The sequence below is a fragment of the Collinsella aerofaciens genome (genome assembly GCF_001404695.1).
Taxonomy (GTDB): Bacteria; Actinomycetota; Coriobacteriia; order Coriobacteriales; family Coriobacteriaceae; genus Collinsella; species Collinsella aerofaciens_E.
This window is the reverse complement of sequence record NZ_CZAQ01000022.1, coordinates 1-12,977: the sequence shown is the minus strand read 5'-3', so window position 1 is coordinate 12,977 and position 12,977 is coordinate 1. Positions and strand designations below refer to the sequence as shown.

Genomic DNA, 12,977 nt, shown 5'->3' with positions numbered 1-12,977 from the left:
ACGTTGAGCCCGTAGCCTTTTATTTTACTCTTGAATGTCAAAGATGCTCTCTGACAAATCAAGATGAAGGAGCACTTTGGTGCCCTTGCCCGGCGCCGATTCGACACGCGTATAGGAGTGCGGCCCATAAAAGCGATGGATGCGCTCCGAAATATTGTGCATGGCCACACCGGCGCCGCCACCCTGGGGAGAGCTGGCGTCGGGACGGGCAGAGCGCTCGTCAAACAGTCTGGCGGCGGTACCCTCATCCATGCCCACGCCATTATCGGCCACGGCAATCAAGATTGCATCCTCGCCGTCTTGGTGAACGGTCACGTCGATCCTCAGGGCGTCGTCATCGCCCATACCATGACGTACGGCGTTCTCGACAATCGGCTGGATCACGAACGCCGGCACCAGCGTATCTTCCACGTCCTCGGACACATCGAACGTCGCAAGCACGCGGTCCTCGCCAAAGCGGGCCTTCTCAAAGGTAAGGTAGCGCTTGGTCTGTGCGACCTCGCGCGAGACCGGAATAAGCGATCCCGAGTTGTCGAGTGTAGCACGATAGAACGATGAGAACTCACGAAGCAGTTCGCGGGCCCGCAGCGGGTCGGTGCGCGTAAACGATGCAATGGTGTTCAGCGTGTTGAACAGGAAGTGCGGGTTAATCTGCGCCTGCAGCGCACGCACCTCGGCGCGCGCCGTGAGTTCCTTTTGCACCTCGAGCTCGTGGATGGCGAGCTGCGTGGACAAGATCTCGGCAAAGCCCGAGGCAAGCGCATACTGGGTACGGTCGACGGCGCGCGGGGTCTTGTAGTAGAACTTGAGCGTGCCGACGGTACGATCGCCCACCTTGATGGGGGCGATAATGCCGGCGGGAACTTGGTTGTGCGAGCCGTCCGAGCCCACGACATCCACCATACGGTTGAACGACTGCACGATGCCATGTTCGATAACGTAGCGTGTGGCAAGCGTGTGGATGGGAGTATCGGGCAGCAGTTTTTCCTCAAACTCGCCCGCGCAGGCAAGCACGTTGTCCTCGTCGGTGATGGCCACCGTCATGGCGCGCGTCTCGGGCAAAATGCGCCGGCACACCAAACGCGCCGACTCCTGCGTCAGACCGCCCTTAATGTCCTCGAGCATGGCCGAGGCCACCGAGAGCGTCTCCTCGGTGTACTGGGAGCGCACCGAATCGGGATTGAGCGTCAAAAAGATAAAGATGCACAGAAAGATGCACAGCAGCGCGCAGGCAATCACCGTGGCGATCGGCTCGATACCGGTCACCAAGGCAAAAATAAAGTACACCAGCACGCAAATGGCGCATGCAACGGCAATGATGCGAAAGATTGATATTGAACTATCGCGCTGGGCGCGGCGGTCGATCATTCGGCCCCCTCCAGGATACTGATCAGTTGTGCGTCACGCCAAAGCCCGTCCATGATCTTGGGCCAAAAGCTCTGGAAACGCAGGTAGCTTGCAGCGTTTTGGCGCGCATAGGCCTTTGCCTCGCCGATACCATGGCGCCAAATGCGCAGGTAGCCCTCATGCTCGCGGGTAAACACGCTGCGGACCATAGCGGTCTTGCGCACGCGGTCGTCGAGCTCGCGCGAAATCCACGGGCCCGGGTAGGGCATGAGCGATGCCGCCGTAACGGGGATGAGCTCCTTTTGATGCGCGGCGAACGTCAACTTGGCCCGTTCGTAGTACCAACGGTATACATCCTGCATAAAGCGCGGTGAGCGCTTTTCGGACTCCGGAGGCAGATGGCGCACGGTCCACTCGTTATCAAACCACACGTCGTAGCCAAACATACGCATGTTAAAGAGGTAATCCAAGTCCTCGCCGCGGGTGATAAACGGGTCAAAGGCCACACGCGTAAAGGCGCGGGCGTGCAGGGCCATCAGGCCGCCGCACACGTAGTTGGAGCGCGAGATGCGGGTGCCCGAGAGCGCCTTTTTCATCCAACGGTTGAACTCGATGCGCTTGGTCCACCAACGATGGCAGATGCCCGCCTTGTCCGTGGGAGCCAGCGGCGAGCCGTCGCGATCGTAGAAATAGCCGCTCTTGACCAAGATCGGCAAGCCCTGACGCGTCTGCTGCCCCAACGCATAGGTCGCGCGCTTCATAAAGTCGGCGTCGATGACAGTCTCATCGTCATCCAAAAAGATAACCGCGTCATGCCCCAGCACCGCAGCACAGGCTAGCCCCATGTTGCGGATGGCACCGTAGCCTCGCAGGCTCACGCACTCGCCCGAACCCTTGGGCGCGATCTGAGTAACCCGGTCTGCGATGCGCGAGGCCTGGGTGTTGGTGACAACGGTGACCTTGAGCGTGGGATGCGCGTCGACAATCTCGTGCACGCGCAGCGACACATCGGCTGTGGCAGAAACAGGACAGACCACCAAAAGGATGATGCGCGGGATGTCGCACACCTGCTCAAGCGAGGCCAGGCAGCGGTCGAGTTCGGGATTGTCGGCGTTGAGTCGCGTCGAATGGTCATAGGTGCCAGGGGCGTTTGCGCAAGCGTCATCGCCCGCCCAATACGTTGGAATCACGACCGTGGCGTTCATGCCTTACCCTCCCTGCAACACAAAAACGGGACGCCGCCAAACACAGGCGACGCCCCGCGACCTAGCTGATTCCATCATACCCACTTGGGCAAATCATTGCTCGCAAGTCGCAATGTTTATTGCGGATAACCCCAAAAGAGTACCGTGGACAGGCACAATAGCCGCTCGCTCCTATGCGGCATGCTCTGCCGCCCGAGTCATGCGGGACAGGCGGACCAGTAGCATAAAGCCAACGACCAGCAGCACGCCAATGGAAAGGACGCCCAGCGACGGGTTGCCGGTCAGCGAGGTGACGACCGACACCAGGAAGGTGCCCATAACGCTTGCATAACGACCAAAGATGTCAAAGAAGCCGTAGTACTCGTTGGACTTTTCCTTGGGGATAATGCGGCCAAAGTAGCTACGGCTGAGCGCCTGCACACCGCCCTGGAACAGGCCGACCATAATGGCAAGCACCCAGAATTCAAAGGCGGTCTTTAGGAAGAACGCGGCGAACAGCACAATCCCCATGTAGGCGGCGACCGCCACCAGGATCATGTTGAGCGTGCCCACGCGTCCGGCGAGCTTGCCGTAGATGATGGCGGACGGAAAGGCCACGAACTGCGTAACGAGCAGCGCCAGCACCAGCTGCGTCGAATCGATGCCCAAGGCCGATCCGTAACTGGTGGCCATGGAAATGACCGTGTGCACACCGTCGATATAGAAGAAGAACGCGATCATGTAGACCAGCACGGTCTTATTGTGGGCAATCTCGCGCATGGTGTGTCCGACCTCGGAGAACACACCGCCCACGATGTGGCCGATGGTGTCCTCGGGACCGCGCTCGCGACCGTACTTTTGCTTATAGGTGCGAATGAGCGGCAGGGTAAAGATGAGCCACCAGGCACCAGTGATGATAAACGACAGACGCGTTGCCAGCATGGTGGGGATGCCAAGAGCGGGGCCACCCATGATGAGCGCCAGGCAGATGACGAACGGCACGGTGGAACCGATGTAGCCCCAGGCATAACCCGAGCTGGACACGGCGTCCATGCGCTCGTCGGTGGTAATGTCAGGCAGCATGGCGTCGTAGAACGTCATAGAAGAGTTAAGGCCGATGGTGCACAGCACGTACACGGTCAAAAATGCCATGGCGGACATTGGGATAGCCTGCGCCAGGCAAAGCACCAGGCCCGTGAGGAAGAAGCCCAAGAAGAACTTGATCTTGTTGCCGGCGTAGTCGGCAAGTGCGCCCAGAATGGGCATGAGCATGGCGATGACCAGCGAGGCGATCGTCTGCGCATTGCCCCAAGCGACCACCAGGTCGGCCGAGGAAGCGCCGGTATTGATGGCGTTAAAGTAAATGGGCACCACCGAGGTATTGAGCAGCACGAGGGCCGAATTGCCCACATCGTACATAACCCAGTTACGCTCGAGCTTGGTGTATTTCATGGACAGGGACCCTTCGTATTTGCCCGATATGCAGTTAGTTCATCGTACCCCAATTGTCCAGAAGCACCGGTAAGGATTCGGCAAAGGGGCACGCATGAGCCCTATTCCTCGCGGTCGAACTCCTCATCGGCATTGAGCACGCGACCGCTGTAATTGACATGGTTGGTCACGGCTTCCATATCGCCGGTCTCGATAAAGCGGGCAACCGTGCACTCGTAATCGAGCAGCGCGCGGTCAAAGACCTCGGGGAAGCTCTCGGTCGAGACTTCATCGGTAAAGGGGTTCTTCCATGCCAAGTGGCCCAGGTTGCCGGTACGCTCGGGCAGCTCGGTCGTCACGCGGTGCGCAAGGCCGTCGAGCAGCGAGTAGTCGTGCACCAAGCCCTCAACCAGCGAGATCGCGCGCGTCTTTGCGGAGCCGGCCGGCTCAATCGCGCGGTAAAGTCGCTGCATATTGGCAACGGCAGCACCGTACTCCCCCGCCGGAATGTCAATGCCGTACACGCGTCCGGCAACATAGCTCATCAGCACGCCGGCCACGCGATTGATGCGATCGGTGGTGACGATCTCGCCCGCCGGCGGGTAATCGTCGACCGTGGCCCCGTCACGTTTAAGCTGCAGCATCAGCACGTCCAGGTCGCTTTCGAGCACGGCGTGAACTTGACTGCCCGAAGCCTCGAGCTCGGGGTCGGACTCAACAATGCCAAACTGCTGCTCGTAGACAAAGGGATGGGCATTGCGGTCGAGCACATAGTGCGACAGCAGGCCCAGCGCAAACGCGCGACCCAGATTGGCATCGCGCGGCTGCAGGTGCGACACGCCATCGCGCAGGCACGAGAACTGGCGCGACATGCGCGAGCGGTGCATGACCTGAGCAAGCGACGTACAGTCGGAAATGCGCGGCGTGAGCATGTGGAAGAAAAACGGGTCGGGACCTTGGTTTCCCAGGATAAAGGCGATGCGCTCCTCGTCGGACGTAATAACGCCCTGAGGAAGACGGTCGATGCTTTCCTCGCCAAACAGATGATGCGTAATGAGCGCGGGCATATTGTTCCTTTCGATTTCATTCGATGTCACCCATTATGCCCACCGCACGGTCACGCCAAACCTGCAGTGGCAAACGATGGCATACGGACCGCCTACGCAAGCCCCAAGTGCGCCTTAACCTCGGCAGCGCGACGACGGGACACCGGCACCGTCGAGCTCACGCGGTCGAGCCTGAGCTCCATCAACCCCGTGGAGCCAATCTCAACATTGTGCACGTCTTCCAAATTGACCAGATAGCTGCGATGAACACGAATAAAGCCCTCGGAGCCCAAGCGATGTTCGAGCGAGGAAATCGACTCATTAATCAGATATGTTCCCTCGGCGCAGACGGCGTTGCAAAAATCGGCACGCGCCTCAAAGTAGCAGACATCCGCCACGGGGATGAACACCTTTTTACCCCCGCGGTCCACCGTCAGGCGAAGGGGCTGACGCGGGGTATGGACAGCGCGGCGAACACCCAGGGCGGTTTCGATCTTGTCGAGCGCCTTCGACAGGCGCGCGTCCTCGACCGGCTTGACGACATAGTCGACAGCATCGAGGTTATACGCGTCGGCCGCGAACTCTGCAAACGCCGTCACAAACACCACCACCGGCGGCGTCTTTAGGTTTTGCAGGGTCTCGGCTAGCTCAATTCCCGAGCGGCCGGGCATCGTGATATCCAAAAACAGCACGTCGGGCTTGTTCGACAGAATCGACTCCACGGCCTCGGTGACATTGCCCGCCTCGGCAATCTGTCCCACACGTGCATCCTTTTCCAGCAGATAACGTAGCTCAGCCCTAATAGGAGGCTCGTCATCAACCACCAAGATGTTCCATCCCTCGGACATATGCGCTTCCCCTCTTTTTTCTCTCAATCCAACCGCGCGCTACACCTTCATCGGCGCCGGCTCATGCGGCTCGCCGTTCAGCTCGACGATGACCTGCGTCCCCACGCCCTCCTGGGACTTCACGCGCATGCCAGAATCTTCCCCGTAAAAGAAATGGATGCGCTGAAGCACGTTGAAGAGCGCCAGGCCGCAGCCTCGCTTGATGGAGCCGTCGGCGGTAATGCTCTCGGGCTCCTCTCGGCGATGCTGCTCAAACAGGTGCGCGCAGACTTCTTCGCTCATACCGATGCCGTCATCTTCGACGATGATCTCCAGACCGTCATCGGTCTCAAAAGCCCCAACACGAATAGAAAGCGGCTCGGTCTCGCGCTGGGCATGCTTGATGCAGTTTTCGAGCAGCGGCTGTAAGATAAACGGCGGCACCATGCTGTCGCGCACCTCAAAGTCGATGTCGACCGAAACGCGCAGACGGCCGTCGCCATACCGGGCCTGCATAAGATTGATATAACGAGTGCCCTGTTCCACCTCATGCTCGAGCGTGGTGAGCGTATCGGAGTCAGAAAGCGTCTGACGATAGTAATTGGAAAAGTCGATCAGCAGCGATCGCGCCTTGTCGGGCTCGGTTCGCACGAGCGACACGATAGTGCTGATGGTATTGAACAGAAAATGCGGGTCGACCTGCGACTGCAGGGCGCGCAGCTCCACGCGGGCCGTAAGCTCGTCCTGGCGCTCGAGCTCAAAGCTGGCGAGCTGCGTGGAAATGAGATCGGCAAAGCCCGAGGCCAACGCCGTCTGGCGCATATCGATGCTGCTCAGGCGGGGATAGTACAGCTCGAGCGTACCCACGCAATGCCCGCGCACGGTAAGCGGTGCGACAATACCGGCGCGCAGGCGCGGAAAGTAGCCACCTGTCTCGGTCGAGGCATCGCGCGAGAAAACGCTTTGCTCACCGCTGTTGATCACATTGAGCGTGGTCCGCAGCACCACCGGGGTGCCCGCGGGGCATTTTGCCGAGTCCTCGCCCCAGCTTGCCAACACCTGCTTGCCGTCGGTAAAGCAGATGGCAGAGGCGATGGTTTCGGACAGGATGATCTTAGAGGCGCCCAGGGCAGCTTCGGGCGTAAGGCCGCGCGACGTGTAGGCGAATATTTTCGACGCGATGGCGAGCGTGCGGTCGGTAGCGCTCGATGTGAGGTCGTCGGGAACGACAAAGACGTACGAGAAGAAGAAGCACAGCATGACCAAGCCGGCAATGACGACAACGGCCGGAACAGGATTGGGATTATCGGTTAGATCCCAGATGAGCAGCAGGATAAGCAGCGGAACGACAATACCGAGCAAGATGGCTTGAACCACATGCTGAGCGGTACGAAAGACCTTGGTAGAGTTGTAGCTCTTGCCCAGAATCAGCCTATTGAGATCCACCGTCATCTCCTTCTTACTGACGCACCCCATAGCAATAAAGAGGGCCGCAAGCGACCCTCTCCATTGCATTATGCAATCAAATACTGTGTTTTACATCAAGCCATCGATGAACGGTAGCTTAGGCGCTGTACTTGTTTGCCTCGCCGAAGGTGCCGGCCTCGACAATCCAGCCGTCCTTCATGATGACGTCCATGTTGTCGGTGTTGAGCACGTGGATGTCGGCGGCGACGTCACCGTTGACGACCAGCAGGTCGGCGCACTTGCCGGCCTCGATGGAACCGGTCTCGTCCTCGATGTGGCACATCTTGGCACCGTTGAGGGTGGCGCAGGTGATGGTCTCGACCGGGGTGAAGCCGATCTTGTCGACAAACTCGTACATCTCCTCGATGGAGCAGGTGCCGTACGGGGTGACGAAGGAGAAGGAGTCGGAGCCGATCGTCATGACGACGCCGCGCCTCTTGGCCTCGCGCAGGCAGTCGTAGTTGCGCTGCAGCTCCTTCTCGACCAGGGTGCCCTCGTACTTGTCGTGCAGCTCGGGGACGTAGACGGGCGGATAGGTGGCGTACCAGGTGGGCAGGAAGGCGATCGTCGGAGTGAAGAAGGTGCCCTGCTCGGCCATGAGGTCCATGGTGCGCTCATCGATATCGAAGCCGTGAATCAGCTGCTCGCAGCCAAAGCGAACGGAATCGTAGGCAGCGGCGTGGTTGTTGTAGCAGTGGCTCCACACGGGGATGCCGACCATCTTTGCCTCTTCGACCACGGCCTGGATCTCCTCGGAGCAGTAGTGCTGGTCGCGACCGGAGTCCCAGCGCCAGATGCCGCCACCGGTAGCCCAGATCTTGATGGCATCGGGGTTCTCGCGCAGGCGACGACGGACGGCCTTGCGCAGATCCCAAGGACCGTCGACCTGATCGCCCCAGGGGTGCGATTCCTTGTTGAGCTCCTGGCTGCAGTGGTGGGAGTCGCCGTGGCCGGCAACGCGGCAGAAGCCAAGGCCGGTGGCCAGAACGCGCGGGCCCTTGAAGACGCCCTTGTCGATGCAGTCACGGATCTGGATACCAAAGCGGCCGATCTCGCAGACGGTGGTGAGGCCGTGGGTGAGGCAGTCGTAGGCCTGCTTGACGGCGACGGCCTGCTTCTCGAGGAGCGGCTGCATGACCCAGTCGGTGTCATCGTCGGTCAAGTTGCCCGAGAAGTGCAGGTGGGTGTCGATCAGGCCGGGAAGGACGGTCTTGCCGGCGGCATCGATAACCTCAACGCCCTCAGGAAGGTCCTGCATAGTGCCGGCGTACTCGATCTTGCCGTTGTCGTCGACGAGAACGAGGGAGTTCTCGACCGGCTCGGCACCGGTACCGTCGATGAGCTTGCCGCCAACGATTGCATACTTAGTGGACATGGTTCCTCCTTATGGATCCATATAGTGGGCGAGGCCGTGTTGGGTTAAGGCCTCACAAAGCTACCCAAGTGGTGCCGGGTTCGGTGCGCGGGAGAGAGGATTCCGCGCACCCGATCCGCCCCGGCCAGGCGTTACTTTTTGCGGGAATTGGTGAAAGCCATGAGGGCCAGGCCAACAGCCAACCAGCCGATCACGATGCTCCACTCCACCATGTTGAGGGAGGCGGGAGAGAACGGGATCACGAGCAGGCCAATGATGGTGCCGCAGGCAACGATAGCGAGGCTGATGCCAAACTTGCCGCCGGGCACCTCGTAGGGACGAGGCAGGTCGGGCTCGGTGAAGCGCATGCGCAGGCAAGCGAGGGCGACCATGCCGCAGGAGAAGATGAAGGCGAGAGCCGACACGTTGGTCAGAGGGATGAGCATGTTCTTGCCCAGGAACGGACCGACGACGGTGATGACGCCCAGAACGACGCAGGCGAGCTTGGGAGCGCCGGACTTGGGATCGACCTCGGCGAACTTCTCGGGCAGCTGGCCCTTTCGGCCCATGGCGAGCATGATGCGGCTCGTGGCGCCGTAGAAGGAGTTCATCGGGCCCATGGGTCCAAGCGTGGCGATGACGAGCATGGCCAGGTACAGGAGCATGTTGATGCCCTTGAGGCAGGCAAGCGCGGGAACCGGGCTCTTAACAAACTCATGCCAGTCGAGGATGGTGCCGAACGAGTAGATGCAGACCATGTAGAAGCCGCCTGCGGCCAGCAGGGCCAGGGAGATGATCTTGCCGAACTTGTTCCAGTTGAGGCCCTCGGCCGCTTCCTCAGCCTGCTGAGGAATGGTGTCGAAACCGGCGTAGAAGAACGGGGTCAGAACCAGGACCGACACGATGCCGGCGAACAGGCTGGTGCCCTCGGTAGCGGGCTTGCCGCCGCCAGCACCGGTGACCTGGGAGAACACGGGCATGGCGTGTTCCGGCGAACCGGTGAACAGCGAGACACCCATGGCGAGCAGCATGCCGCAGAGCAGAGCCTTGGTCAGGAAGGCCTGGAGCTTGGCGGCCGAGCTGGCACCGCGGAAGTTGAGGAAGATGACGTAGACTGCAAAGCCGAGCGCGATTAGCGTCGGGAACAAGTAAACGTCGGCGCCCAAGATGGTGTAGAGCTTGACGGCGCGCAGCCACTCAAGACCGGGCAGGCTGCCGAACATCTCGGACACGAGGGTCGAAATGGCGATGGCCTCCCACGGGCACAGGATGCCGTTGCCCAGGGCCAGGAGCCAACCGGTGATGTAGCTCAGCGTACGGCCAAAGCTACGGTCGACATACTCGACGATGCCGCCCGAGATGGGGATAGCAGCCGTGAGCTCACCGAAAACAGCTCCGACGGGCACGAGGAAGATTGCACCCAAGAGGAATGCGATCATAGCGGGAACGGGACCGCCGCCCACGACCATCCAGTCGCCGACCTGCAGGACCCAACCGGTACCGATGATGGCACCGAAACCGATGGTGAAGAAGTTCCAGAGCGAAAGCGTTTTCTTCATGCCGCCGTTACCTTCGACTGCAACTTCTGCGTTCTTGTCCGCCATTGTTCCCCTCCTTTCCTTATTGACGCCTCTTTGGCGTCACCCCTTGCGCGGTCTGTTTTGCCGCGCGCTTTTATTTCGTGGCTTTAAGATACGGCCTTGGCACAGCAGCGCCGCTTGTGGCTCGACCGAAGGCAAAACTGCAAAACGAGCGGCGCCGTTTTTGGGACGAACGGCACGGTTTGCCGCTCATTGTTGCCGCCCGCCCAACGGGCGTACGCTCATCGGGCGCATAGAGAGATGTTTTTGAGACCGTGTGTTTTGCGCCTTTCGTACCGTTTACCGAGCTTTTGACGCGCAGACCCATTTGTTGCACATCTTTTTTGTAGGATAGACAGGTTATACATGAGACAAGGCGGTACGAATGGCATACGGATACAACGACGGTGATCAACGGCGACAAAGCGTTCGCCTTGCTGGCCGCACCACGCCGACGCCTAGAAGTGCCACGAGCAGCAATCCGCAACGCCCTCAAGAGCAACCCAGGCCTTCGTCTCGGCAGCAAACAAGCAGAACACGGCAGAGTGGCCGTCCGAGCACGGGCACAAGCGCGCAGCAAGATAGCCGCCTGGGCGCGCGCACTCGACAGCGCCAGGCCGAGGTTCCGCAACTGCGCCGCAACGGCGCACGTCAGCCCGGCATCCATATCAACCGCTTCTTTTCGCATCCCCAAGGCGGACGCGACGGCAAGCCCTACCGCTCGACATCGTACGTGAATGCCCCCGCCCTGCCGGCTCGTCGACTTTGCCTCGCACTGTGCTCTATCCTCATCTGTCTGGTCTTTGTGCTTATGAGCTCCTGTATGTCCCACGGCTCGGCCGGTCTCGAGCCCACCGCCGAGGACAAGCTGCTCAAGGCCCCCGTCGCGCCCGGTTATTCTTTCGCCTTTTCGACCCCGCGCTCGCAATGGCAAGCCGGCACGATGCCCCATATCTATCAGATCGACCCTGCATGGTCGGAGCTGCCTTACGCCGGCGGTACCATCCGCCAAAATGCCTGCGGGCCTACGTGCCTCACCATGGTCTATATCTTTAAGACGGGACGCACCGATATGACCCCCGTCGATATGTGCGCGCTTTCCGAGGCGGGCAATTACGCCCCCACCGGTGCAACCGAATGGTCGTTTATGACGAGTGGCGCGTGGCAGTTGGGACTTAACGGAACGGAGCTTCATAACGATCGCGACTCGATGACTCAGGCGCTGCGTTCGGGAGCGCCCGTCATCGCCGCTGTTCGGCCGGGCACCTTTACCAACGTGGGCCACTACATTGTGCTTTACGGTATTGACGACGCCGACCAGATTCAAGTCTTCGACCCCAACTCGGCCAGCCGCAGCGCCCGCCGCTGGGGCGTCGTAGAGGTCCTTAACGAAGTCGAAGCCATGTGGGCCTACTACTAGTCATTGGGGACAGACTTAAATGAGTAGCCCCAGGCTGCCAGGAACTGCTGGCACGGAAAGCGCACCCCGCTTTGAAGTTCGATAGCGGGGTGCGCTTTCCGTTAGCGGCCTGTTTGGGAAGCTGGGGGCCACTTTTCGGCCAAATTCCGGGATGTTTTTTCCGGTTGAGGGCCTCAAAGGAAACTGTGCCCCGCTTTGGACACTCATTGTGGAATGCACTTTCCGCATTTGATTGGTGCTACTCATTTAAGTCTGTCCCCAATGACTAGGTGAATAGCAAAAGCCCCGCAGTCGGAGCGGACTGCAGGGCTCATGAAGAGAGGCTAGTTTGTGGGCGCTTTGCCTGGCGCCCACGAGAGAGGCAACAGAGTAGAGACTACTCGTGGATGCGGGTACCGGAGAGGCCAGCCATGGTCTCGGCGGCCTTGTCCAGGGCGCCGATGATGCAGGTGCGGCCCTTGCGGGAACGGGCGAACTTGATGGCAGCGCGGACCTTGGGCTCCATGGAACCCTTGCCGAACTGACCCTCGTCGGCCAGGCGCTCGGCCTCGTCGGCGGTGAGGTCCTCGAGCTCCTCCTGGTTGGGCTTGCCGAAGTTGATGGCGACATGCTCGACGGCGGTCAGCAGGAACAGAACGTCGGCGTCGCAGTCCTCGGCCAGCAGCTCGCCGCCCAGGTCCTTGTCGATGACGGCGGGAACGCCCTTGTAGCAGCCCTTGTTCTCGTAGTCGCGGACGACGGGGATGCCGCCGCCACCGCAGGCGATGACGATGAACTCGTTGTCGAGCAGGTTGAGGATGGAGTCAGCCTCGACGATCTTCTTGGGATCGGGGGAGGCGACGACGCGACGCCAGCCGCGGCCGGAATCCTCGACGAAGACCTTGGAGGGATCCTCGGCCATGAACTCCTTGGCCTGCTCCTCGGTGTAGAAGGGGCCGATCGGCTTGGTCGGGTTCTTGAACGCGGGATCGTCGGGATCGCACTCGATCTGGGTGACGACGGTGGCGGCGTGCCAACGCTTATAGCGCTTGTGCATCTCGCGGCCGATGCCCTGCTGCAGGTGGTAGCCGATGTAGCCCTGGGACATGGCGCCGCACTCGGGCAGCGGCATCTCGGGGGTGCCGATGGCATCGTGGGCAGCAGCGAAGGCGTTCTGGATCATGCCGACCTGCGGGCCGTTGCCGTGGGTGATGATGATCTCGTTGCCCTGCTCGATGAGGCCGAGGAGCGCGTGGGCGGTGTTGCTCACGGCCTCGATCTGCTCGACGGGGTTGTTGCCGAGGGCGTTGCCGCCGAGGGCGACGACAATACGATCGGGCTT

The 12,977-nt window shown here is 60.5% G+C and carries 10 protein-coding genes; 1 reads left to right on the top strand and 9 read right to left on the bottom strand.

Annotated features, from left to right (window positions below; all coding sequences use genetic code 11):
- Window positions 1-24: 24 nt before the first annotated feature.
- From AQ996_RS06480 to AQ996_RS06445, 8 genes are all read right to left on the bottom strand, one after another.
- Window positions 25-1,368, bottom strand: coding sequence for a histidine kinase (locus AQ996_RS06480; protein WP_006235157.1), 1,344 nt, complete (start codon window positions 1,366-1,368; stop codon window positions 25-27).
- Window positions 1,365-2,552 carry a glycosyltransferase gene (locus AQ996_RS06475; RefSeq protein WP_055252088.1) on the bottom strand — a complete coding sequence of 396 codons (1,188 nt, stop codon included), beginning with the start codon at window positions 2,550-2,552 and terminating at the stop codon, window positions 1,365-1,367. Before AQ996_RS06475 ends, AQ996_RS06480 begins: the two co-directional genes overlap by 4 nt.
- 171 nt (window positions 2,553-2,723) lie before the next feature.
- The gene (locus tag AQ996_RS06470; RefSeq protein WP_055252086.1) at window positions 2,724-3,983 is read right to left on the bottom strand and encodes an MFS transporter; all 1,260 of its coding nucleotides are present in this window, start codon (window positions 3,981-3,983) and stop codon (window positions 2,724-2,726) included.
- Between the two features lie 101 nt (window positions 3,984-4,084).
- Complete coding sequence (locus AQ996_RS06465) at window positions 4,085-5,029, bottom strand: zinc dependent phospholipase C family protein (RefSeq protein ID WP_055252084.1); 945 nt, start codon at window positions 5,027-5,029, stop codon at window positions 4,085-4,087.
- Window positions 5,030-5,121: 92 nt separating this feature from the next.
- Window positions 5,122-5,856 (bottom strand): LytR/AlgR family response regulator transcription factor, encoded by a 735-nt coding sequence (locus AQ996_RS06460; RefSeq protein WP_055252083.1) that lies wholly within the window; start codon window positions 5,854-5,856, stop codon window positions 5,122-5,124.
- Between the two features lie 39 nt (window positions 5,857-5,895).
- On the bottom strand, window positions 5,896-7,287 hold the full coding sequence (locus AQ996_RS06455; RefSeq protein WP_253274619.1) for a sensor histidine kinase: 1,392 nt from the start codon (window positions 7,285-7,287) through the stop codon (window positions 5,896-5,898).
- Window positions 7,288-7,399: 112 nt separating this feature from the next.
- Window positions 7,400-8,677 (bottom strand): metal-dependent hydrolase family protein, encoded by a 1,278-nt coding sequence (locus tag AQ996_RS06450; RefSeq protein ID WP_055252079.1) that lies wholly within the window; start codon window positions 8,675-8,677, stop codon window positions 7,400-7,402.
- A 131-nt stretch (window positions 8,678-8,808) separates the two neighbouring features.
- A complete protein-coding gene (locus AQ996_RS06445) occupies window positions 8,809-10,260 on the bottom strand; it encodes an APC family permease (RefSeq protein ID WP_055252077.1) in 1,452 nt (483 codons plus the stop codon).
- A gap of 799 nt (window positions 10,261-11,059) precedes the next feature.
- Here AQ996_RS06445 and AQ996_RS06440 point away from each other — a divergent pair.
- The gene (locus AQ996_RS06440; protein ID WP_253274618.1) at window positions 11,060-11,656 is read left to right on the top strand and encodes a C39 family peptidase; all 597 of its coding nucleotides are present in this window, start codon (window positions 11,060-11,062) and stop codon (window positions 11,654-11,656) included.
- Between the two features lie 376 nt (window positions 11,657-12,032).
- Here the strand turns inward: AQ996_RS06440 and arcC are convergent.
- The coding region (gene arcC, locus AQ996_RS06435) for a carbamate kinase (RefSeq protein WP_070097146.1) at window positions 12,033-12,977 on the bottom strand (945 nt) is incomplete at its 5' end.